General features: G+C 61.3%; 21 protein-coding genes and 1 tRNA gene. 15 read left to right on the top strand and 7 right to left on the bottom strand.

Going from position 1 to position 21,366, the window contains the following annotated elements:
* The first annotated feature begins 9 nt into the window (after positions 1–9).
* From M1D88_RS10910 to M1D88_RS10900, 3 genes are all read left to right on the top strand, one after another.
* Positions 10–501: an 8-oxo-dGTP diphosphatase gene (locus M1D88_RS10910; protein ID WP_458110909.1), complete on the top strand. Its 492-nt coding sequence runs from the start codon at positions 10–12 to the stop codon at positions 499–501.
* 71 nt (positions 502–572) lie between these two features.
* On the top strand, positions 573–1,082 hold the full coding sequence (locus tag M1D88_RS10905) for an RNA polymerase sigma factor (protein ID WP_458110908.1): 510 nt from the start codon (positions 573–575) through the stop codon (positions 1,080–1,082).
* A gap of 40 nt (positions 1,083–1,122) precedes the next feature.
* The gene (locus M1D88_RS10900; RefSeq protein WP_458110907.1) at positions 1,123–2,586 is read left to right on the top strand and encodes a hypothetical protein; all 1,464 of its coding nucleotides are present in this window, start codon (positions 1,123–1,125) and stop codon (positions 2,584–2,586) included.
* An 80-nt stretch (positions 2,587–2,666) separates the two neighbouring features.
* Here M1D88_RS10900 and M1D88_RS10895 read toward each other — a convergent pair whose 3' ends face one another.
* The 6 genes from M1D88_RS10895 to M1D88_RS10870 form a co-directional block, all read right to left on the bottom strand.
* Positions 2,667–3,806: a bifunctional 2-methylcitrate synthase/citrate synthase gene (locus M1D88_RS10895; protein WP_458110906.1), complete on the bottom strand. Its 1,140-nt coding sequence runs from the start codon at positions 3,804–3,806 to the stop codon at positions 2,667–2,669.
* Positions 3,807–3,878: 72 nt separating this feature from the next.
* Positions 3,879–4,784, bottom strand: a complete 906-nt coding sequence (prpB, locus tag M1D88_RS10890) for a methylisocitrate lyase (RefSeq protein ID WP_458110905.1) — start codon at positions 4,782–4,784, stop codon at positions 3,879–3,881.
* The gene (locus tag M1D88_RS10885; RefSeq protein WP_458110904.1) at positions 4,785–6,305 is read right to left on the bottom strand and encodes an MmgE/PrpD family protein; all 1,521 of its coding nucleotides are present in this window, start codon (positions 6,303–6,305) and stop codon (positions 4,785–4,787) included.
* Positions 6,306–6,315: 10 nt separating this feature from the next.
* The gene (locus M1D88_RS10880; RefSeq protein ID WP_458114498.1) at positions 6,316–6,957 is read right to left on the bottom strand and encodes a GntR family transcriptional regulator; all 642 of its coding nucleotides are present in this window, start codon (positions 6,955–6,957) and stop codon (positions 6,316–6,318) included.
* A gap of 124 nt (positions 6,958–7,081) precedes the next feature.
* Complete coding sequence (locus M1D88_RS10875; protein WP_309105647.1) at positions 7,082–7,795, bottom strand: response regulator; 714 nt, start codon at positions 7,793–7,795, stop codon at positions 7,082–7,084.
* Positions 7,792–9,414 (bottom strand): sensor histidine kinase, encoded by a 1,623-nt coding sequence (locus M1D88_RS10870; protein WP_458110903.1) that lies wholly within the window; start codon positions 9,412–9,414, stop codon positions 7,792–7,794. Before M1D88_RS10870 ends, M1D88_RS10875 begins: the two co-directional genes overlap by 4 nt.
* A gap of 139 nt (positions 9,415–9,553) precedes the next feature.
* Here M1D88_RS10870 and M1D88_RS10865 point away from each other — a divergent pair, with 139 nt between their 5' ends.
* The 10 genes from M1D88_RS10865 to M1D88_RS10820 all read left to right on the top strand — a co-directional run bounded on the left by M1D88_RS10865 (position 9,554) and on the right by M1D88_RS10820 (position 19,206).
* Positions 9,554–10,894: a cation:dicarboxylate symporter family transporter gene (locus M1D88_RS10865; RefSeq protein ID WP_458110902.1), complete on the top strand. Its 1,341-nt coding sequence runs from the start codon at positions 9,554–9,556 to the stop codon at positions 10,892–10,894.
* 281 nt (positions 10,895–11,175) lie between these two features.
* Positions 11,176–12,075: a ParA family protein gene (locus tag M1D88_RS10860; RefSeq protein WP_458110901.1), complete on the top strand. Its 900-nt coding sequence runs from the start codon at positions 11,176–11,178 to the stop codon at positions 12,073–12,075.
* Positions 12,076–12,081: 6 nt separating this feature from the next.
* Positions 12,082–12,924, top strand: coding sequence for a segregation and condensation protein A (locus M1D88_RS10855; RefSeq protein ID WP_458110900.1), 843 nt, complete (start codon positions 12,082–12,084; stop codon positions 12,922–12,924).
* A gap of 86 nt (positions 12,925–13,010) precedes the next feature.
* Positions 13,011–13,580: an SMC-Scp complex subunit ScpB gene (gene scpB, locus M1D88_RS10850; protein WP_458114497.1), complete on the top strand. Its 570-nt coding sequence runs from the start codon at positions 13,011–13,013 to the stop codon at positions 13,578–13,580.
* Between the two features lie 109 nt (positions 13,581–13,689).
* Entirely contained in the window at positions 13,690–14,895 is a 1,206-nt protein-coding gene (locus M1D88_RS10845; protein ID WP_458110899.1) for a pseudouridine synthase, read from the top strand.
* Between the two features lie 3 nt (positions 14,896–14,898).
* A complete protein-coding gene (locus M1D88_RS10840; RefSeq protein WP_458110898.1) occupies positions 14,899–16,008 on the top strand; it encodes a prephenate dehydrogenase in 1,110 nt (369 codons plus the stop codon).
* Positions 16,008–16,721: a (d)CMP kinase gene (gene cmk / locus M1D88_RS10835; protein ID WP_458110897.1), complete on the top strand. Its 714-nt coding sequence runs from the start codon at positions 16,008–16,010 to the stop codon at positions 16,719–16,721. Before M1D88_RS10840 ends, cmk begins: the two co-directional genes overlap by 1 nt.
* 25 nt (positions 16,722–16,746) lie before the next feature.
* Positions 16,747–17,430 carry a lysophospholipid acyltransferase family protein gene (locus tag M1D88_RS10830; protein ID WP_458114496.1) on the top strand — a complete coding sequence of 228 codons (684 nt, stop codon included), beginning with the start codon at positions 16,747–16,749 and terminating at the stop codon, positions 17,428–17,430.
* Positions 17,431–17,440: 10 nt separating this feature from the next.
* On the top strand, positions 17,441–18,991 hold the full coding sequence (der, locus tag M1D88_RS10825; RefSeq protein ID WP_458110896.1) for a ribosome biogenesis GTPase Der: 1,551 nt from the start codon (positions 17,441–17,443) through the stop codon (positions 18,989–18,991).
* Positions 18,992–19,129: 138 nt separating this feature from the next.
* Positions 19,130–19,206, top strand: a tRNA-Pro gene (locus M1D88_RS10820).
* Between the two features lie 104 nt (positions 19,207–19,310).
* Here the strand turns inward: M1D88_RS10820 and M1D88_RS10815 are convergent.
* Positions 19,311–20,183, bottom strand: coding sequence for a DNA-formamidopyrimidine glycosylase family protein (locus M1D88_RS10815; protein ID WP_458110895.1), 873 nt, complete (start codon positions 20,181–20,183; stop codon positions 19,311–19,313).
* A gap of 132 nt (positions 20,184–20,315) precedes the next feature.
* Between M1D88_RS10815 and gcvH the strand changes: the two genes are divergently transcribed.
* Positions 20,316–20,702 carry a glycine cleavage system protein GcvH gene (gene gcvH, locus M1D88_RS10810; RefSeq protein WP_458110894.1) on the top strand — a complete coding sequence of 129 codons (387 nt, stop codon included), beginning with the start codon at positions 20,316–20,318 and terminating at the stop codon, positions 20,700–20,702.
* A 183-nt stretch (positions 20,703–20,885) separates the two neighbouring features.
* On the top strand, positions 20,886–21,359 hold the full coding sequence (locus M1D88_RS10805; RefSeq protein WP_309105634.1) for an FHA domain-containing protein: 474 nt from the start codon (positions 20,886–20,888) through the stop codon (positions 21,357–21,359).
* The last annotated feature ends 7 nt before the right edge of the window (positions 21,360–21,366 follow it).

Genomic DNA, 21,366 nt, shown 5'->3' with positions numbered 1-21,366 from the left:
GTTGGGGGTATGACCTCCGCGCCTGTTACGCTCTGCTTCCTCCTCCGCGATCTTGAGGGAGTAGGCACAGAGGTGCTGCTGGGGCTCAAGAAGACCGGCTTCGGGACCGGCAAGATCGTCGGTGTGGGAGGCCATATCGAACCCGGCGAGTCGGCAGCTGAAGCTGTGTGCCGGGAGGTTTACGAGGAAACCGGAATTACCGTTCTCCAATCCGATCTGCGGCCTGCAGGCAAAGTCGACTTTGTTTTTCCGGCCCGTCCTCTCTGGAACATGTCGGCAATCCTCTTTACGACCCGTACCTGGCAAGGAGAGCCGGCCGAAAGCATTGAAATCATCCCCGAATGGTTTCTGCTTGAATCCCTGCCGCTGGAGCGGATGTGGGCCGACGCCGAACACTGGCTTCCGCTCGCTCTCACCAAGGGTGACGTCAACGTTGTGGTGACGCTCAACCCGGACAACGAGACAGTTCAATCTGCGGTGACAATTTCCGAGTTTTTGTAACCATCCCCTTCGGGCTGGAAACTACACATTTAGCCTGCGGGTCAGGACACTACGTTTCACAGGGGGAAAGCGTGCTTTCAGAGCGCGAATTGGCGTTTATCGCCCTTCACAAGGACAACTATCCGCGCGTCTACACGTTCGTCCAGCGAAGAGTGAACGATCCTGAGCTCGCGCAGGAACTGGCCGCGGATGTGTTTCGGGTTGCCTGGCAGAAGCAGGACGAGAGCGTCGGGGAAGCCGTCCCCTGGTTGCTGACCATTGCGCGGAACCTTATCGGAAATGCCTATCGCAGCCGGGAGCGGCAGCAGGCTCTGCAGGACAAGCTCAAACACAACGTCCGAATACGCTACGAGGCGGATGACCAAAACGCTCCCGTCCAGGAAGCGATGGATGCCATGCGCGAGAAGGACAGGGACATTCTCCAGCTCGCCTATTGGGACGCGCTGACCATGGCGGAAATCGCCGCCGTCCTGGGATGCAGTGAATCCGCAGCCAAGGTCCGGCTTCACCGTGCGCGTACTGCGTTCCGGAAACTCCTACCCGCCAGCACCGAATCCGTCACACAGAAGATGGGCGCCTAACATGGATCCGATCAAGAATTTGATTTCAGGTACGGACCCGATGAAATCGGATCCGCACCCCGTTCCGGACGGGGAAGAGGCCTTGCGCCGGATGTTTTCGGAGCCGGCAGCATTTACCGATACCCTTCCGCCGGTCGCTTCCCTTGACGCGGCCCGTCGCCGGCCGGCAAGGCTTGCCGGCCTGTTGACCATCGCTGCCGCAGCCGTGACCGCGGGAGTGCTCGTGACCACAAACCTGGGTGCGCTGACTGCACTTCCCGAACCCGCCAGCACGGCTACTGTCGAAATTTCGAATGAAGCGACGACGGTTCCGGCGTCGACCGCAACCGCTACTCCCAGTTCAACCCCCACCCCCACGCCGACGGCGGCCCCCGTCGCCTGGACCAAGTTCACTGACGCCTCAGGCCAAGCCACCTTCGAGCACCCGGTGGGTTGGACCGTCCAGGAAACACCTGTCGAGGGTGGATTCGCGTCGGGGTACTGGGGCAGCAACATCGTGGTGCTGAACGAGGCAGGCAAGGTGATGGGCAAAATGCAGGAATCACCACACGCTGCCGGTTACATGTGCCCCGAGCCCAAGCCGTACTACACGCTGGACTCTGTGGTCCTGGACATTCCGCAGAAAGCGGCGAAACTGAAAGAGATTCCCCGGGGCCCTTCAGAGTTTGCCTTCCGGATCATCCAGTCCGACAAAGTGTATGGAACCATGGCTCTGAACGATCGTGAATTAGTTCCTCCGTCGGCTGTCTGCGCCCTTTACAACAACTTTCTCGGACCGGAAGACGTTCCGCTTGTCACCTTTGGGGATACGTGGTCACTGCAACAGGACGGAGAGAACGCTCCAATGACCTTTGCCTCCGTTGCCGAGGCCGAGGCCTACATGCAAACGCAAGAGTACAAGGACATCAAGCGGATGCTCATCTCGCTCGAGTTGAGATCAGTGAAGAAGCCGGTGACGTGGAAGAACTACACGAGTCAGAACGGGCTTGGCAGCTTCGACTATCCGGACAACTGGACCATCGCCAGCCGGGAGGACGGACGCTACTCGGATGTAGTCAACGAGCAGGGCCGCACTTTGCTCACCCTGGGCTTCGGACAAACCCGCAATGTACCTAATCTTGTTTCCCCGTGCCCGCCCTTTACGGTCCTGGACAGCACCCCTATGTCCTTCCCGAGCAGCAGGCAGGGGGAGCGGGCCATTCCGCCACAGTTTATCTTCCGGGTCTGGGACAACAGCGCGTATACAAACTCCGGGATGTACGCGCCCTACAGTGCCAACCTCGGCATAGCTGACGAGAGCTGGGGCGTGAATGGCACCACGTGCGATCCCCAGAATGTTGTTAGCGGCCTTCCGTCTGGCGAGTACTTCTTCGCCCAGAACTACAACACCGGGGCCGCATCCGACCTGAAGTTCTACTCCATGGAAGAGGCTCGTGCCTACATGGAGACCGAAGAGTTCAAGACCCTGAAGCGGATCGTGACGTCGTTGAAGATCAACGGCTAGCGCAGCACTCAAGCAGTACGACGCCGGCCCGGTCACCTGTGAAGGTAACCGGGCCGGCGTCGTACGTGGAATAGAAGGAACTACGGGACGTGCCGTTCCTCGGCACCGTTGTAAAGGCTGAGCGGACGGATCAGGGAGTTGGATTCCACCTGCTCCATAATGTGCGCGGTCCAGCCGGTGATGCGGCTGGCCACGAACAGGGGAGTGAACGTGGCGGTGTCAAAGCCCATGAGGTGGTACGTAGGCCCTGCCGGGTAGTCGAGGTTCGGCTTGATGCCCTTGGCCTCCTCCATCGCCGACTCAAGGCCGTTGTAGAGGCCCAGGAGCTCCGGCCGGCCATAGTGCGCGATCATCTTGTCGAGCGCTGCCTTCATCGTTGGCACGCGGGAATCGCCGTGCTTGTACACGCGATGGCCGAAGCCCATGACCTTTTTCTTTTGAGCCAAGGCGTTTTCCATCCAGGTCTTAGCCCTGGCTGCCGCTTCTTCCAGGGACTCCTCCGGACGGATGCCGATTTCATCGAAGGTGTGCATAACAGCTTCGTTGGCGCCGCCATGAAGAGGGCCCTTGAGGGCGCCGATGGCACCTGTGACAGCAGAATGAAGATCGGACAGTGTGGACGTGATGACGCGCCCGGTGAACGTGGAGGCGTTGAAGGAGTGCTCGGCATACAGGATCATCGAGACGTTGAACGCCTCCACCACCTCAGGCACTGACTCTTCACCGAAAGCCATCCACAGGAAATTCGCCGAGTAGCCCAGATCCTCCCGCGGCTCGACGAGCGCCTGGCCGTGGCGCCGCCGCTGATCGTAGGCAACTACGGCCGGCATTGCGGCAAAGAGGTCGATTGCCTTGGTCATGTTGGCCTCCCGGGACGAGTCCTCGGCAAGGCTGTGGCGGGCACCCATCACCGATGTGGCAGTCCGGCACACGTCCATGGGATGCGCGGTGGCGGGCAGGGCATCGATAACTTGTTTGACGACCGGGTCAAGTGCCCTGCCCGAGCGCTCCCTTGCCTTGAACCCAGCAAGTTCATCGGGCGTGGGGAGCTCACCATTCCAGAGCAGGAACGCAACTTCCTCGAAGCTGCACCTGGCGGCGAGTTCCTGTACCGGATATCCCCGGTAGAGGAGCGAATTGGTGTCCGGGTTGACCTTTGAGACTGCGGTGGTGTCCACCACGACGCCGGCGAGGCCCTTTTTGATCTCTTCTGCAGCCATGCTGAAAACTCCTTTGTTTCTTTGAGACGCTATTGGCCCTCCTGGGCCGGCAAAACCGGTGGGATCCGGGTGTCAGTTCTTTCCGGGAATCTGGAAGTTGAACACACCGGTATCGAAGCGGTTGTAGGCCTCATAGTCCACAAGGTCGTACAGCCGCGCTCGGGTGAGCATGCTCTCCACCTGTGCCTCCTGGGTGCCGTCAGCCTTGATCGTCTCCAGCGTACGCTCCGCAGCGCCCATGGCACTACGGAGGAGGGTCACGGGATAGATCACTATGTTCACGCCGACTTCCTGCAGTTGTTCAACCGTGAACAGCGGGCTCTTGCCGAACTCAGTCATATTGGCCAGGATCGGCACGTCCACGGCTTCCCGGATGGCCTTGAACTCGCCCAGGTCCTTCATGGCTTCCGGGAAGATCGCATCGGCGCCGGCTTCCACCAGGGCTACGGCACGGTCCTGGGCAGCTTCAAGGCCGTCAGTTGCGCGGATGTCCGTACGGGCCATAATCAGGAAGTTCGGATCGCGCCGGGCGTCGGCTGCGGCCCGGATCCTTTTGGTGGCGGTGTCGAGGTCCACTACGTTCTTGCCATCCAGGTGTCCGCAGCGTTTTGGGTTGAACTGGTCCTCAATGTGGCACCCGGCCAGGCCCGCGTTTTCCAGCTCCTGGACAGTGCGGGCAACATTCATTGGCTCGCCGAAACCCGTGTCTGCGTCCACAATGGCCGGAAGCTCCGTCATGCGGGCAATTTGGCCTGCTCTCGTGGCTACTTCCGTCAAGGTAGTGAGGCCGATATCAGGCAAGCCAAGGTCATTGGCGAGTACGGCACCTGAGATGTAGACCCCGGCAAAGCCCTTCTCCTCGATCAGCCTCGCAGAAAGGGGATTGAAGGCTCCGGGAAACTGCTGGATCGTTCCTGACGCCAGGAGTTCGCGGAGCCGGATCCGTTTCTGCTCGGGGGTGGTGTGGGAGTACAGCACTCAGAACAGTCCCTTCGGTGCCGCGGCGAAATCAATGACACCAGTAGCCGCAGTGATGTTCAGCTGGTCAAGCTCTCCGGCGGCCAGCTCCGGAAGCCTTGCGGCGGCGTCGAGGAAGCGGTCGATTTCTTTTTCGTCCACCAGCCCTGCAGCGAGAGTGCGGAACTTGGTGATGTACTGCTCGCGGGCAAACGGCCGGGCGCCCAAGGGATGGGCGTCAGCGACGGCGATTTGGTCGGTGACAACGGATCCGTCGGTGAGGGTGATTTCCACAGACCCGCCGAACGCCTTCTCGGAAATATCCAGGGAGTGGTAGCGGCGCGTCCACTCGGGGTCCTCGACGGTGCTGACCTTCTGCCACAGTTCAACAGTGTCCGCGCGGCGTGCCCGCTCCGGTGCGTAGGAATCCACATGGTGCCAGCTGCCGTCCTGCAGCGCGACCGTAAAGATGTAGGGGATGGAGTGGTCCAGGGTTTCGCGGCTGGCATCCGGGCTGTACTTCTGCGGATCGTTTGCTCCGGATCCGATCACAAAGTGCGTGTGATGGCTGGTTTTGATCAATACTGATTTCACGTTCGCCGGATTGGTTACTTCAAAGTGCTCGACGTGAAGTTTCCGTGCCAGGTCAATCCACGCCTGGGCCTGGTATTCAGCAGAATGTTCCTTGGTGTAGGTGTCCAGGATGGCCCGCTTGGCTTCACCGGCCTCGGGCAACGGCACCAGGTAGGAGGCTTCGGGGCCATCGAGCATCCAGGCAATGACACCGTCTTCGCCTTCGTAGATCGGCACAGGCGAGGTCTGGCCCCGCATAGAACGGTCCACGGCTTCAATGGCCATCTTGCCGGCAAAGGCGGGGGCGTGGGCCTTCCAGGTGGAGATTTCGCCCTTGCGGGACTGTCGGGTGGCGGTGGTGGTGTGAAGGGCTTGCCCCACTGACTGGAAGATGGTCTCGGCATCGAGCCCCAGAAGCGTGCCGATGCCAGCGGCGGCAGAGGGGCCAAGGTGGGCCACATGGTCAATCTTGTGCTTGTGGAGGCAGATAGCCTTTACCAGGTTTACCTGGATCTCGTACCCGGTGGCGATCCCCCGGATCAGATCCTGCCCGCTGGAGCCAACGTGCTGGGCCACGGCCAGGACGGGCGGGATATTGTCGCCGGGATGAGAGTAGTCAGCGGCCAGGAACGTGTCGTGGTAATCGAGTTCGCGAACCGCCACGCCGTTAGCCCAGGCAGCCCACTCGGGGGAGACCCGCTCGTCAATCCCGAACACCTTTGCTCCCTTGCCACCGGTGCTGGGACCGTGGGTCAGTGCCTGGGCCCTTGCCGCCACAATGGGAGCCCTGTTCAGGGAGGCAACCGCAACGGAGGCGTTGTCGATGATCCTGTTGATCACCATGGCCATAACGTCATCGGCCACAGCGACGGGATCTGCCGCAACCAGGGCGATCTTGTGGGCCAGCTGCTCTTCGCGGGGCAGTTTTTCCTCGCTCCGGTAAACGCGGACGTGGTGTTCCTTGACCATGGGGCTCCTTCTAAAGAGGTGTATGCGTGGCTTTGACGTGGGAGAGACTGCGGTGCAGGTGGAGCATGGTGGCCGCTTCGGCGAGGCGGGGATTGCCTGCGGCGATAGCCTCGGCAATGGCGGCGTGCTCGGCGGCGGCGGAGGTGAGCCGGCCGGCGTCGTCGGCTGCCAACCGCCGGACACGCACCAGATGTACGCGTAAACTGCGCAAGGCCTGTGCGAAGTAAGTGTTGGTTATGGCTGAGTCGATCGCTGAATCAAGGCGCCCCACCAGACCGTAGTAGTCGTGCCGGGCAGGGTCATCGGACTGAATCAAAGCGGGAGCACTCAGGAACTCTGCGTGGAGTTTCTGAAACGCGGCGGGATCACCGCGTTCGGCAGCGAGGGCAGCGGCCCGTCCTTCCAGGGTTTCCCGCAGTTCGAACAGCTGGTCGATATTGTTCAGTGAAATGTCGGTGACGACGACGCCGCGCCCTCCTGACGCCGTCGTCAGTCCTTCAGCGGTGAGGCGGCCGAGGGCTTCCCGGAGGGGTGTCCGCGAGATGCCCAGGCGCTCCGACTGCTCGACTTCTCCGAGCACGGTGCCTGGACGAAGGCGCCACTCGATGATGTCGTCGCGCAGGGCCTCATAAGCCCGATCGCTGGCCCGCATGATCACCCCGCCTTCATCCTGATTTACCTTCAGTGTATACACAAAAGGGGCTGTATCGGGAGAAAGAACCGGAGTTCTCGTATCGGCAACAGCTTTTGTATACAGAGGGAACCTTGCGGCTCGGTCAGCCGCGGGTCCAGCGATACTCGTTCTCGGGTCTCCCGGGCGCTCCGTATCGCGGCGCTCGCGATACCGATCCTGCGTCCGCCAGATACTCCAGGTAGCGCCGGGCAGTCACGCGGGACATTCCCAGCTCGTCCATCACTTCACTGGCGGATACAGCAGCATCTTCCTTGCGGAGAAAGTCCTTGACCGAGTCCAACGTGGATACGGACAAACCCTTGGGTAACTGGAGTTCCGACGGTGTCCGCAGGCTTGCGAAGGCCTGATCGACGTCGCTCTGGGAGGCCCCGGTTTTGGTTTTTCCGTCGTCAGATGATGCCAGCTGCTCGCGGAAGAGTCTGTAGTTTGTGAGCTTCTCGGCGAAGGTGGCGTACGTGAACGGCTTGATCAGATACTGGACTACTCCAATCGCGACGGCGCTGCGCACGATGTTCAGCTCCCGTACGGCGGTAATGGCGATGATGTCGGAAAACAGGCCGGAGGACCGCATCCGGCGGGCTATGTCCAGCCCATGAAGGTCCGGCAGATTCATGTCGAGGAGCACCAACTCCACTTGGTTCCCGGCAGCGGAAAACTCCGCCAGGAGCCGGAGCGCCGACTGCCCGTCCGGGGCTGTCCCTGCGAGTGAGAATCCGTCGAGACGTTGCACATAGGCGGCATGTGCAGCGGAGGCGATTGGTTCGTCTTCGACGACGAGCACGCGGATATCGCTCAAAACTGCTCCTTAGTACCCGAGGGCAGAACAACGCGGAAAAGCGCACCGCCCGGGTTGGTGATGGTCAACGTTCCACCCAAACGCTGGACTGCTTGACGGACCAGTGCCAGTCCGATGCCCCGACCGTACTTGCCGGGTGCCTTGGTGCTGAAACCATAACTGAAAACGTCATCTACAGATCGTGGATCAACTCCGCTACCAGTATCCTGCACGGTGATCTCCAGACTCTCCCCGGTGGAGTGCAAAGCCAGCTCCACGCGTTTGGGGGAGGGGGCTTCAGCGGCGGCGTCGATGGCGTTATCCAACAGATTGCCGAGGATGGTCACCAGATCCTGGACGGCAAGGCCGGCAAGCTCTGTTGACCCCTTCGCGTCAAGGACCAGTTCGACGCCGCGCTCGTGCGCCTCCGCGGCTTTACCCATAACCAACGCGCTGAGAACAGGCTCCTCAACGGAATCAACCAACTCGTCAGTGAGCTTTTGGCTGAGCTCGAGGTCTTTGGTGGCGAAATCCAGGGCATCTTCCGTTCGTCCCAGTTCCATCAGGGAGACCAGCGTATGCAGCCTGTTGGCGTGTTCGTGGGTCTGGGAACGAAGGGCAGCAGATAATGTCCGCATGGTTTCCAGTTCGGAACCAAGGGACTCAATTTCCGTCCTGTCACGGATGGTGGCCACTGTGCCGAAGACCTGGTCGCGCTGGCGGCCCTGGGAGGGTGGCCCAAGTGCCGGACCCTGGTTTACCACGAGGATGCGGGAGCCCGTCAGATGAATTTCGTCGTGGGCCAGCCTTCCCGATTCGAACAATGTCTGCAGGCTTGACGCCAAAGGCAGCTCAGAGAGCGACGGCGGATCGCTCGGATCGCCGTCAGTTTCCCTTGGGGTCAGCCCCAGGAGTTCCGCTGCCTGGTCGTTGTACATCACCACTTTGCCCTTGCTGTCAATCAGGATGACTCCTTCGCGGACTGAATGCAGGACAGATTCGTAATAGGCGAAGAGCTGCGCGAGTTGTTCGGGCCCCCAGCCGCGGGTGACCCGGCGCAAATACCTTCCGAGGAGCCACGACGCCACCGAACCGCCCACCAGGAGCGCGAAAGCGATGGCCAGAACGGCTGGCAGGCGCCCCGAAACCGCGACATCCACTGTCCGCACCGTTACGCCGGCCGAAACCAGGGCCTTGACGTTTCCCGCAGCATCCTTGACGGGCGCAATTGTGCGCACTGAGGGGCCCAGTGTCCCGGCGGTGACTTCTGTGTAGACACTCCCGGCCAGGGCGGCGTCAATGGAGCCAATGTAAGGGCGCCCGATTTCTTCATCCCGGGGATGGGTCCACCTGGTCCGGTCAGGAGCCATGATGGTGATGAAATCAGCGCCGGCGTCCCTCATGACATTAAGTGCATATGGCTGGAGCGTCCCTGTGGGATCCGGTGTGGCCGCCGCCTCCAGGACCAGCGGGTTGTCTGCTATCGCCGTCGCCACTCCAGCCATCCGCCGTCCCGCCTCTGCATAAGCATGATCGCGCGCATCAAGGAACGTTGCCGTGCCTACGATCGCGGTGAGGGCAAGCACAAACAGCAGGTGCGCCACGAACAGCCTGCGGGCAATGCTCCATTTGTGCCTCATGGGTACCTTTCATGACCAATATGAACGCAACGGTGAGCCACATCACTATGTACCCAATGATGGATATCACACCGGACCGACGTGAAGAGCTCAGAGACTGTGCCGAACGTCTTCCAGATTATCCATAAGGAGACACATCATGGCTTCTCAAAGAGGAGAGTCAGCAGCGCCTGCCAAGGCCGCCCGCAAGGGGCTGGACAAATCCCATTACCTTTACATTGCCGTCATCGCCGCCGTTATCCTGGGCGCCCTCGTCGGTTTGCTGTTTCCCGAAGTTGGAAAATCGCTCAAGCCGTTGGGCGATGGCTTCATCAAGTTGATCAAGATGATGATCGCTCCGATTATCTTCTGCACCATCGTGCTGGGGATCGGCTCCATCGCCAAGGCTGCAACGGTTGGCAAGGTCGGCGGCCTTGCCTTGGGCTACTTCGTCATCATGTCGACATTCGCCCTGGGCATCGGCCTGGTGGTGGGCAACCTGATCCACCCGGGCGAGGGCCTGAAGCTGGCGCCGTACGACCCCAACAAGAAGGCTGAAGTAGACAGCACTGTCGCCTTCCTCCTGGGCATCATTCCGGGCGACATTCCGGTCCTGCCCACTCTCTTTGCCGCTATCCTCGTCGGTTTCGCACTGCAGAAGATGGGTGCCCAGGGCGCTCCCGTTCTCAAGGCAATCGGCCATGGCCAGGCGGTCGTGTTCCGGATCCTCATCATGATCATGTGGCTTGCTCCGGTCGGTGCCTTCGGTGCTATCGCTGCTGTCGTCGGCGCCACCGGCTTTGCGGCTATCGTGAGCATGTTCACGCTTATGGCGGCCTTCTACGTCACCTGCGCACTCTTCATCGTTGTGATCCTGGGTGGGCTGCTGCAGGCTGTTTCAGGCGTAAACATCTTCCGGCTCATGAAGTACCTGGGCCGCGAATACCTGCTGATCTTCTCCACATCGTCCTCCGAAGCGGCGCTTCCCCGCCTCATCGCAAAATTGGAGCACTTGGGTGTTTCCAAGCCTGTTGTTGGCGTCACCGTTCCCACGGGCTATTCATTCAACCTCGACGGCACCGCGATCTACCTGACCATGGCGTCGCTGTTCGTTGCCAACGCCATGGGAACGCCGCTGGACCTCGGAGCCCAGATCTCACTGCTCATCTTCATGATCATCGCTTCCAAGGGCGCAGCCGGTGTGACCGGTGCCGGTCTGGCCACGTTGGCCGCAGGCCTCCAGGCCCACAAGCCGGAACTGCTCGGTGGCGTCGGCATGATCGTCGGCATCGACCGCTTTATGTCAGAAGCCCGCGCCTTGACCAACTTCACAGGCAACGCCGTGGCAACGGTCCTCATCGGAACCTGGGTGAAGGAAATCGACGGCGGCCAGGTTGAGCGCGTGCTCTCGGGTGAAGAGCCGTTCGACGAGACCACCATGATCGCCCATCACCACGAGGTCGAGGAAACAAAGGGCCAGGCCGTTCCGGCCACCGTCTAGGAGTCCCGGCAACACCCTCAACATTTCCTACGGAAGCCGCCCGAACAGCAGACGCTGAGCGGGCGGTTTCCGTATTCCCGTCGGCAACCTTGAAGCTATACCAGAAGGTAAAGGCGCGGGCAAGGGGGCGTGTCGTGGTTCGTTGAATACCAGGCGTGGCGCTGTAACCTTGGGAAGAAGCAGGATCGGCGCTGGGAAGCCAGCGGCAGGAGATCAGCGGCAACAATCACCGGAAAAATGCGCCGGCAATAATCACCGTCATCGAAAGTGTGGATAGATACGTGAGCAGCGAACACGGTTCAGCAACTCTGGAAGGCATGGACCTCGATCTGGAAGACGCGGTCATGGGTCCCACAGGACGCCCCCACCGTGAGTTTCCGGAACCCGCGCCGCTGACATCCCACGGGCCGGCGCGTGTGATAGCCATGGTGAACCAAAAGGGTGGGGTGGGTAAAACCACCTCCACTATCAATCTCGCCGCGGCCCTGGCCGAGTACGGGCGGCGCGTCCTCCTGGTGGACTTCGATCCCCAGGGCGCCTTGTCCGCGGGCCTCGGCGTTAACCCGCATGAGCTCGACCTGACCGTCTATAACGTGCTTATGGACCGCAAGGTGGACATCCGCGATGCCATCCACCAGACAGGCGTGGAGAACGTTCACCTGCTCCCGGCAAACATCGACCTCTCCGCGGCCGAGGTCCAGCTGGTTAATGAAGTCGCGCGTGAACAGGTTCTGGACCGGGCGCTGAAGAGCGTTGAGGATGACTACGACGTCGTTCTCATCGACTGCCAGCCCTCTCTCGGCCTGCTGACCGTCAATGCCCTTACTGCGGCCCACGGCGTTATCATTCCGCTGATCTGTGAGTTCTTTGCGCTGCGCGCTGTGGCCCTGCTCGTGGAAACGATCGACAAGGTGCAGGACCGGCTGAACCCCAGGCTCCAGGTGGACGGTGTGCTGGCCACTATGTACGACGCCCGGACGCTGCACAGCCGTGAGGTCATCACGCGGCTGGTGGAGGCCTTTGGGGACAAAGTCTTCGAAACCGTCATCAAGCGTTCCATCAAGTTCGCCGACGCAACCGTAGCCGCTGAACCCATCACCAGCTACGCGGCTAACCACATAGGCGCTGATGCGTACCGGAACCTGGCCAAAGAACTGATCTCGCGCGGTGGCGCACCCTAGCCACCGATGACCACAGCAGTCGATGTTGCGGAGACGGGCGTAGCTAAGAAGCCGGGCTTCGAAGTGCGCCTGGCGAATTTCACCGGCCCTTTCGACCTCCTCCTTGGTCTTATCTCCAAGCATCAGCTTGATATCACGGAGGTGGCGCTGGCAACGGTCACCGATGAATTCATCAAATACATCCGGGGGCTGCAGAAACTCGGCGAGGAATGGGCCCTGGATGAGGCCAGCGAATTCCTGGTGATAGCCGCAACACTTCTTGACCTCAAGGCAGCCCGGCTCCTTCCTGCTGGAGAAGTCGAGGACGACGAGGATATTGCCCTGCTCGAGGCCAGGGACCTCCTCTTCGCCCGGCTCCTCCAGTACAAGGCCTTCAAAGAGGTTGCCGGCCTCATCAATTCAACACTGGAACTGGAAGCAGGCCGCTACCCGCGGCAGGTGGCACTCGAGGGCCATTTTGCGGCATTGCTTCCTGAACTCGTCTGGCGGCATACTCCCGAACAGTTCGCTGCCCTCGCCCAGTCGGCCCTGAAGCCAAAGGATGTCCCCGCTACCCAGGTGGGCCTTGCCCACCTTCACGGCTCTACTGTGAGCGTCAAAGAGCAGGCAGAGATCATCGGGCTGAAGCTGCAGCAGGGAAAGCCTCTGTCTTTCAGGGCCCTGATCTCCGATGCCGAGTCCACCCTCGTGGTGGTGGCCCGCTTCCTGGCGCTGCTTGAGTTGTACCGGGACAAGGCGGTCGGATTTGACCAGCTCCAGCCGCTGGGCGACCTGACAATTCATTGGACGGCTGATACTGCTTCCTGGAGCAGCGAGAATCTGAGCGAAGAATATGAGGAACAGCCGTGAATGAACCGGTTGCGGCACCCGATCAGACGGGAAACGACCTGTCAAAACTCCCGGGCGGCGCCCGCGCAGCTTTGGAAGCCGTTCTGATGGTTATCGACCAGCCGGCCACGCCCACTGAGCTTGCTGCCGGGCTCAACCTGACCGTCGACGTCGTCGAACAGCTCCTGACGGAACTGCAGCGCGAGTATAACGGCTATACTGTTAAAGCCCCGGACATGGACGATGCCAGCGATGCTGGCTTCGGAACCAGCCCCCGGGGTTTTGAATTGCGGAGTATCGCCGGAGGCTGGCGGATCTATTCCCGCGCAGAGTTCGCCGATCTGGTCGGCAGCTTTGTGCTTGAAGGACAGACAGCCAGGCTGACGCAGGCGGCGTTGGAGACGCTCGCCGTCATCGCATACCGCCAGCCCGTGTCGCGGGCAAGGGTGTCTGCAATTCGAGGGGTCAATGTTGACTCCGTCGTGCGGACCCTCACCCAACGCGGACTGATTGAGGAGTCAGGAAACGACCCCGAATCCGGGGCCATCCTGTACCGCACAACGTCGTATTTCCTTGAACGCATGGGAATCGGCTCGGTGGCTGAGTTGCCTCAGCTTTCACCCCATCTTCCGGGGCTTGAAGGCATAGAAGAATTTTATGATGCCGGAAGAATGTAGGCCGCTCAGGCCTGCGCGAGAGTAACCACAAGGGCAGAAAGATTCTGCACGGCTGGCTAGTGTGTTGAAGAGAGATACACAGTTCGGCCACATTAACGAAGGACGGGTCATGACACAGGCGGGACGCCAGGGTTCACCACGTAGCAGTTCAGGACGTAACAGTTCAGGACGCAATGCAGGACCACGCACTGGAGCGCAGCGTAATGCTGGCCAGCGCGATTTCTCCAAGGGCGGCGGAGACCGCCCCTTTAAGCACCCCAAGCCCCGCGAGGAGCGCTTCATCGACCCCGATGAGCAGCCCACGGGCAGCGCCCCGGCGGGCAGGGGAACCGACGCAGCCAAGTCTGGTGACTGGAAGACCGGTGCGAAGCCATCGGCCAGGAAGCCTGCCGCCCGGAAGCCCGGCGCAGGAAAAACTCCCGGCACACCCGGGGCGCTGAAGCCCAAGCCGCCGACCGGTGCACAGAATTCCGCGGGCCCGCGCGCCTTCGGCAGCGAACGCTTCGGCCAGAACCTTGGGCCGGTGCGGAAGCCTGCCCGAAAACGCGGCCCGCGCAACGAAGTACCCCAGTCAGAGCTCCACGATGCCGACGGCATCAGGCTGCAGAAGGTCATGGCTCAGGCCGGCGTTGCCTCCAGGCGCGTGTGCGAGGAGATGATCGCTGAAGGCCGCGTGGAAGTCGACGGCCAGGTTGTTACCGAACTCGGCGTCCGCGTCGATCCCAAAACTGCAGTCATCCACGTGGACGGCCTGCGCATCCAGCTCGACGAGTCCCTCGTGTACATGGTGTTCAACAAGCCCAAGGGTGTTGTTTCCACGATGGAGGATCCCGACGGACGCCCGTGCATCAGCGATTTTGTCCGTAACAGCCATGGCGAACGGCTGTTCCACGTGGGCCGTCTCGACGTCGCCACCGAGGGTCTGTTGCTGCTGACCAACGACGGCGAGCTGGCGAACCGCCTGACACACCCTTCCTACGAAGTGCCCAAGACGTACCTCGTCCAGGTGCGGGGCCCTTTCCCCCAGGGAGTCGGCGCCCAACTGCGTGCCGGCGTTGAGCTTGAGGACGGCATTGCTTCTGTCGACTCCTTCAAGCTGGTGGATTCCACACCCGGGCACGTGCTGATCGAAGTAGTACTCCACTCCGGTAAGAACCGGATCGTGCGCCGACTCTTCGACGCCGTGGGCTTCCCTGTTCTCCGGCTTGTCCGGGTCAAGGTCGGTCCCATCGGTCTGGGCGACCAGCGCCAGGGCAGCATCCGGAACCTGGGCAAGCAGGAAGTCGGCCACCTGCTGGCATCAGTGGGGCTCTAAGGAATGTCGGCATTCGGTACTCACGGGCGCGGCCACCTGAATGGCCCCGTGGTGGTGATTGGTACCGGGCTGCTCGGTACCAGCATCGGTCTTGGCCTCCGCGGCCGGGGTGTCCCCGTTTTCCTTTCGGATCCGTCACCTACCAACCAGGCAGTTGCCGTTGACATCGGGGCAGGGCTTCCCCTGTCCGGGCTCGGAACGGAGCAGCCCGAACTGGTGGTGGTGGCTGTTCCTCCGGACGTTACCGCCGATGTCGTCGAACGTGCCCTGGGGGACTACCCCGGGGCTGTCGTCGTCGACATCGCCAGCGTGAAGGCGGGGATCCAGCAGGAACTGCGTCGTCGTGGCGCAGACCTTGGCAGGTACGTGGGCACACATCCCATGGCCGGACGGGAGAAAGCCGGGCCGGTTGCGGCAAGGGGTGAACTTTTCACATCCATGCCCTGGGTCCTGTGCCCTTCCGAGGAAACTCTGCCCGATGCCCTCCTGACGGCGCACGCGCTGGCGACGGATCTTGGGGCCATTGTTTCCCAGTTCGACGCCGGTGAACACGACGAAGCTGTGGCTTTGGTTTCCCACCTGCCTCAAGTGATGTCGTCGCTGCTGGCCAGCCGCCTGCAAGGTACCCCCCTGCACGCCCTGTCGCTGGCCGGAAACGGTCTGCGTGACACCACCCGCATAGCAGCGAGTGATCCCACCCTCTGGGTTCAGATCCTTGGTGCGAATGCGGAGAAGGTCGTGGATATTCTTCACGGAGTCCGCGAAGACCTTAATCGGCTCATCGGCACGTTGGAGGATCCGCTCGCTCCCGGAGCGCGCCTGGACCTTGCTCAGCTCATCAGCGAGGGCAACGCCGGGCAATCGCGCATTCCCGGCAAACATGGCGGCCCGCCGCAGGCATATTCCTGGCTTACTGTCCTTGTGGATGACCGGCCAGGCCAAATCGCGCGCCTCCTCACCGAGATCGGCGAGATTGGCGTTAACCTCGAGGACCTGCGCCTGGACCATTCTTCAGGGCAGAATGTTGGCATGGTGGAATTATCCGTTCTGCCAAACAAGCATGATTTGCTGATCGAGGCGCTCAACGACCGCGGATGGCGGGTACTTCAGTAATGACACAGGAACTCATCGATACATTGCCTGCGCTGCGGCAGGGCCGGGACCTTGTTGTGGCTATCGACGGTCCGTCAGGCTCGGGCAAGTCAAGTGTGAGCCGGGAAGTGGCACGCCGACTCCGCCTTGCCTATTTGGATACCGGCGCAATGTACCGGGCACTTACCTGGTACTGCCTTGACCAGGGCATCGACCTGGAGGACCGGGCCGCCGTGGAGCAGGCAGCCGAGGAGTTGCCGTTGGAAATCAGCACGAGTCCGTTGGAGGAATACGTCAGGGTTGGCGGTGCGGAAGTGACCCAGGAGATCCGGGAGCCCGCTATTTCCGCGGCTGTCAGCGACGTTGCAACCACCCTTGGCGCGCGCACCGAGCTGATCCGGCGCCAACGCGAACTCATCGAACAGCACCACCGGCGCATCGTGGTGGAAGGCCGGGACATCACCACTGTTGTGGCACCAGGCGCTGAAGTCCGGATGCTTCTGACCGCAAGCGAAGAAGCAAGGCTACGCAGACGGGGCATCCAGCTCGGCGGCTCACAGAACGAGCAGGAGCTTGCCGCCCAGGTGACGCATCGGGATGCCAAGGATTCCACAGTTGTGAACTTCACCCAGGCCGCCGACGGCGTTGTCACCCTTGACTCCTCAGACCTCGACTTTGACGGGACCGTGGACGCCGCCCTCGCCATCGTCACCAAGGCACTCAACCGTGACTAAGCCCGGACTTCGGGCCGGTCTGAGCATGGCATGGAGCCGACCCGTTGGTTGGTTCCTGACCCATGTCCTTTACCGCACCACAATCCTTGGCCGCGCCAAGGTGCCGTCGACCGGTCCGCTGATTTTCGCGGCCAACCACATCAGCTTCCTCGACGGGCCTCTGATGTTCGGTGCGGCCCCACGGCCCATGCACATCCTCGTCAAAAAAGAGTTGTTCACCGGCTTCCTCGGACAGGTTCTCCGCGCGTCCGGCCAGTTGCCGGTTGACCGCGCGGGCGACCGCCAAGCGCTCCAGCTCAGCAAGAACATGCTCGACGCCGGCCGGTGCATAGGCATACTTCCCGAAGGAACCCGGGGGAGTGGGTCAGCATCCTCGATCAATAATGGGGTGGCCTGGCTGGCGCTCAATTCCGGTGCAACGGTTGTGCCGGTTGCAATTCTCGGCACCAGGATCACGGGCGAGCACCTCGACGCCTTGCCCCGGCCGCGCAGGCAACTTCACGTCCATTTCGGTGAGCCCCTCCACGTTGCCCGCAAACCCGGCGAGACCGGGCGTGTTTCAATGGACAGGGCGGGGATCGAGATCCGTGCTGCGTTGGCGCAGCACATCCAGCAAGCAATTCAAGTCAGCGGGCAGCCTCTGCCCCTCGCGGATTCCCCGCAAAAACGTTATGAAGCAGTAGCCGGGACGCCGGCAGACCACCACTAAGGAAAGTGCAATGAGCGATACGACTCAAACCTCCGGCAATTTTGGCCCCGGCGAAGACGAATACACGCCCACCGGCACGGACCAGGTGGCGGAGAACCTTGCAGCCCTGGACGACGACGAGGCGGAGGTCCGCGCGGCCTCCCTTCGGGCCGGGCTGGAAGACTATGACCTTGATGAGGAAGACGCAGCCCTCCTTGACGGGCTCTACGCGGATGAGGACTTTGACGGACCGGTCAAGCTGGATCCCGTTCTAGCCATCATCGGCCGCCCGAACGTGGGCAAATCCACACTGGTCAACAGGATCCTTGGTCGCCGTGAGGCAGTAGTAGAGGACACCCCCGGAGTCACCCGTGACCGCGTGATGTACTCGGCGCACTGGAATGGCCGCAACTTCACCATTGTGGATACCGGCGGCTGGGAGCATGATGCCCGCGGTATCCACGCCCGGGTTGCAGAGCAGGCGGAGATGGCGGTGGAGCTGGCTGACGCCGTGCTCTTCGTAGTCGATTCCGCGGTCGGTGCTACAGCTACCGATGAAGGCGTTATGAAGATGCTCCGGAAGAGCAAGAAGCCGGTCATCATGGTGGCCAACAAGGTGGATGACTTCGCGCAGGAAGCAGACTCGTCAACACTCTGGGGCCTGGGATTCGGCGAGCCCTACCCTGTTTCGGCGCTTCACGGCCGCGGTGTGGCAGATCTTCTTGACCACGTCATGGACACGCTCCCGGAGTTCTCCACCATCGAGGGCCTTGAGCGCTCCGGTGGCCCGCGCCGGGTCGCGTTGATCGGCCGGCCAAACGTCGGCAAATCTTCACTGCTCAACAAGTTGGCCGGTTCGGAGCGGGTCGTGGTGGACAATACTGCCGGTACCACCCGCGACCCCGTCGACGAATTCATCGAGCTCGGCGGCAGGACCTGGCGTTTTGTCGACACCGCGGGCATCCGCCGCCGGCAGCACATGGCCCAGGGTGCGGATTTCTACGCCTCCCTGAGGACCCAGGCTGCGCTCGAGAAGGCCGAGGTTGCGGTCGTGCTCCTGGCAGTGGATGAGGTGCTCAGCGAGCAGGACGTCCGCATCCTGCAGCTCGCTATCGAGTCCGGCCGCGCACTGGTCCTGGCATTCAATAAGTGGGACCTGCTGGATGACGAGCGCCGGAAGTACCTGGAGCGTGAAATTGACCAGGATCTCGCCCATGTGGCCTGGGCACCCCGCGTAAACATCTCAGCGAAGACCGGTTGGCACAAAGACAAGCTGGTCCCTGCCCTTGACGTGGCCCTTGAGAGCTGGGACAAGCGCATCCCCACGGGCAGGCTCAACGCCTTCCTTGGTGAGCTAGTCGCGGCACACCCGCACCCGGTCCGCGGCGGCAAGCAGCCCCGTATTCTCTTCGGCACCCAGGCGTCGAGCCGTCCGCCGAAGTTCGTCCTGTTCACCACCGGGTTCCTGGACCCGGGATACCGCCGCTTCATCACCCGCCGCCTGCGCGAAACCTTCGGCTTCGAGGGCACCCCTATCGAGGTCAACATGCGGGTGCGCGAAAAGCGCGGCAAGAAGCGTTAATCTGGACACACCTGGCCTGTGATGCCCCTTAGGTGTCACAGACACCCTCCGGAATCGTGTAAGCTTTTGGAGGTGGTTCGGCCGGACTGCTTAGATGAAATTCTCAGATCTCATCGAAGCGGAGAACGGCGGAACTGACGGGCTGTAGCGCAGCTTGGTAGCGCACTTGACTGGGGGTCAAGGGGTCGCAGGTTCAAATCCTGTCAGCCCGACCAACCAAAAACCCCGTCGATCCTTTACTGGATCGGCGGGGTTTTGTTGTGTCCGCGGGATTGCGACAGTTCCCCTGTGCGTCAGGAACTTCGACCGCGCGCCCGGCTTACTTCAGGAACTTTGAAGTTCGGCGGTCCGCGAGAATTTTCCCTTTGGTCTGGCAGGTGGGGCAATATTGCAGGGCTGTGTCCGCGAAAGAAACCTCCCGGACCGTATCACCGCACACGGGGCATACCTGACCTGCCCGGCCATGGACCCGCATTGTGCTTCGTTTGGCGTCCTTGAGCTCGTTTGGAGCCTTGCCGACGGCCTCGGCCACGGCGGCTCCCAGCACTGTGTGGATCTGGTCATAGAGCACCTGGACTGTAGGCCGGTCCAGGGACTTGGCGACGGCGAAGGGTGAGATCCTGGCGGCGTGCAGGATTTCGTCGCTGTACGCGTTTCCTATGCCCGCAATTGTTCCCTGATTACGCAGCACTCCCTTGATCTGGTGCGGGTTCGAGGCCAAGATCGCGGCAAAAGTTTCGAAGTCGAAAGAAGGATTCAGCGGATCCGGCCCGAGGGTGGCGATACCGGGCACGTGAAGGGGGTCCCGGACAACGTAGACGGCAAGGCTTTTCCTTGTCCCTGCCTCAGTCAGGTCGATACCGATGTGCACGTCCGGTCCACGCGTCAGGGCAAAGCGTGCGGCAATATGGCCTTTGCCCATACGGAGCTGGGTTGAAGTCGGCGATTCCGTGTACCGCAGCCAGCCGGCCTTCGCCAAGTGGAAGACCAGAAAGATGTTGCCGGCATCTATGCTGATGAATTTTCCATAGCGTTGTACTCCCTTAATTTCCCTGTCCTCAAGAGCCGAGTAAGGCGGATCGGCCGTCTTGAGCACGGCGAAGGAGACAACCTGAAACCGCGTCATTACTGCACCACGAAGCTGGGAGCCCAGGAAGGCAGTCAGCCCGGCCACTTCGGGGAGTTCTGGCATGTCACCACTGTGCCACAGGGAGGTCGCAAAATCAGCGGCCTTCGGAGGGTTTGATGTGCCTATACTTTCAGCGGCGGCTTGTTCAGCAGGCTTCCGTTGACATTGGTGTTTGACCCGATGAAAGGCCCCCTGATGAGCAACATCCCGGAAGACCTCTCCTACACTGCGGAACACGAATGGGTCTCGGCGCCCAATGCCGACGGCGTTGTGCGCGTGGGAATCACGGACTTCGCGCAGGACGCACTCGGCGACGTCGTCTACGCGCAGATGCCCGAGGTAGGAACAACGGTGAAGGCAAACGACGTCGTTGGCGAAGTCGAATCAACCAAGAGCGTCAGCGACATTTATGCACCGGTCACGGGCGAGGTGGTCGCCCGCAACGAATCGTTGGACACCGATTCGGCCCTGATCAATTCAGATCCTTACGGCGACGGCTGGCTGATCGAAGTGAAGCTGGCGGACCCTGACGCGGTTGATTCACTACTCAGTGCAGCCGAGTACGAACAACAGGTAGGCTAAAGATTACTGGGCAGCGACGTCCGGCCATTGAACTTTGATGAGCGTCTGATTCGAGCGATCGATTTGGATGTTCGATTGAGTAATCGATGGCCGGACGACGCGCCGCAGATCGGATGTGCCAGGCATTTCCGGACGAGACGGGTTGTTTGCAGGCGGGGCGGCTGCAACGGATGAGGAGGAACCATGGTTGGCCATGAACGTCACCGAGCCAGAGGTATTTTCGGTAAGGGTGAGACGAAGTCGTCGGAAACCACCTCCATCAATCTCACCCCTGTTCGGGATGAGCCGGCCATTGCTCCGCAGTTGTCCCGCGAGGAGCGGGCCGCCGTCGAGGCCCTGCCTCACGGTTCTGCCCTGCTCGTAGCACACAGCGGTCCAAATGCGGGGGCAAGATTTCTGCTGGACTCGGATGTGACCACGGCGGGACGCCACCCTGATGCGGACATCTTCCTCGACGACGTCACGGTCTCTCGCCGGCATGTGGAATTCCGCCGTACCGATCGCAGCTTCGAAGTCGTTGATACGGGCAGCCTCAATGGAACCTACATTAACCATGACCGGGTCGACGCCCTTGAGCTCAGGTCCGGAGACGAAGTCCAGATTGGAAAATTCCGTCTTACGTTCTACCTGAGCCCTGCCCGCGCAGGCCAGGGCTGATTACGGA

It is taken from the genome of Arthrobacter sp. R1-13, assembly GCF_054161475.1.
This window is presented reverse-complemented; position numbering and strand designations above follow the sequence as displayed.

Coding starts and splice junctions, on each gene's coding strand:
- M1D88_RS10910 (WP_458110909.1), top strand. CDS start 10: ATGACCTCCGCGCCTGTTACGCTCTGCTTCCTCCTCCGCGATCTTGAG.
- M1D88_RS10900 (WP_458110907.1), top strand. CDS start 1,123: ATGAAATCGGATCCGCACCCCGTTCCGGACGGGGAAGAGGCCTTGCGC.
- M1D88_RS10895 (WP_458110906.1), bottom strand. CDS start 3,806: ATGGCTGCAGAAGAGATCAAAAAGGGCCTCGCCGGCGTCGTGGTGGAC.
- M1D88_RS10885 (WP_458110904.1), bottom strand. CDS start 6,305: ATGGTCAAGGAACACCACGTCCGCGTTTACCGGAGCGAGGAAAAACTG.
- M1D88_RS10880 (WP_458114498.1), bottom strand. CDS start 6,957: ATGCGGGCCAGCGATCGGGCTTATGAGGCCCTGCGCGACGACATCATC.
- M1D88_RS10870 (WP_458110903.1), bottom strand. CDS start 9,414: ATGAGGCACAAATGGAGCATTGCCCGCAGGCTGTTCGTGGCGCACCTG.
- M1D88_RS10865 (WP_458110902.1), top strand. CDS start 9,554: ATGGCTTCTCAAAGAGGAGAGTCAGCAGCGCCTGCCAAGGCCGCCCGC.
- M1D88_RS10855 (WP_458110900.1), top strand. CDS start 12,082: ATGACCACAGCAGTCGATGTTGCGGAGACGGGCGTAGCTAAGAAGCCG.
- scpB (WP_458114497.1), top strand. CDS start 13,011: ATGGTTATCGACCAGCCGGCCACGCCCACTGAGCTTGCTGCCGGGCTC.
- M1D88_RS10845 (WP_458110899.1), top strand. CDS start 13,690: ATGACACAGGCGGGACGCCAGGGTTCACCACGTAGCAGTTCAGGACGT.
- M1D88_RS10840 (WP_458110898.1), top strand. CDS start 14,899: ATGTCGGCATTCGGTACTCACGGGCGCGGCCACCTGAATGGCCCCGTG.
- cmk (WP_458110897.1), top strand. CDS start 16,008: ATGACACAGGAACTCATCGATACATTGCCTGCGCTGCGGCAGGGCCGG.
- M1D88_RS10830 (WP_458114496.1), top strand. CDS start 16,747: ATGGCATGGAGCCGACCCGTTGGTTGGTTCCTGACCCATGTCCTTTAC.
- der (WP_458110896.1), top strand. CDS start 17,441: ATGAGCGATACGACTCAAACCTCCGGCAATTTTGGCCCCGGCGAAGAC.
- M1D88_RS10815 (WP_458110895.1), bottom strand. CDS start 20,183: ATGCCAGAACTCCCCGAAGTGGCCGGGCTGACTGCCTTCCTGGGCTCC.
- gcvH (WP_458110894.1), top strand. CDS start 20,316: ATGAGCAACATCCCGGAAGACCTCTCCTACACTGCGGAACACGAATGG.
- M1D88_RS10805 (WP_309105634.1), top strand. CDS start 20,886: ATGGTTGGCCATGAACGTCACCGAGCCAGAGGTATTTTCGGTAAGGGT.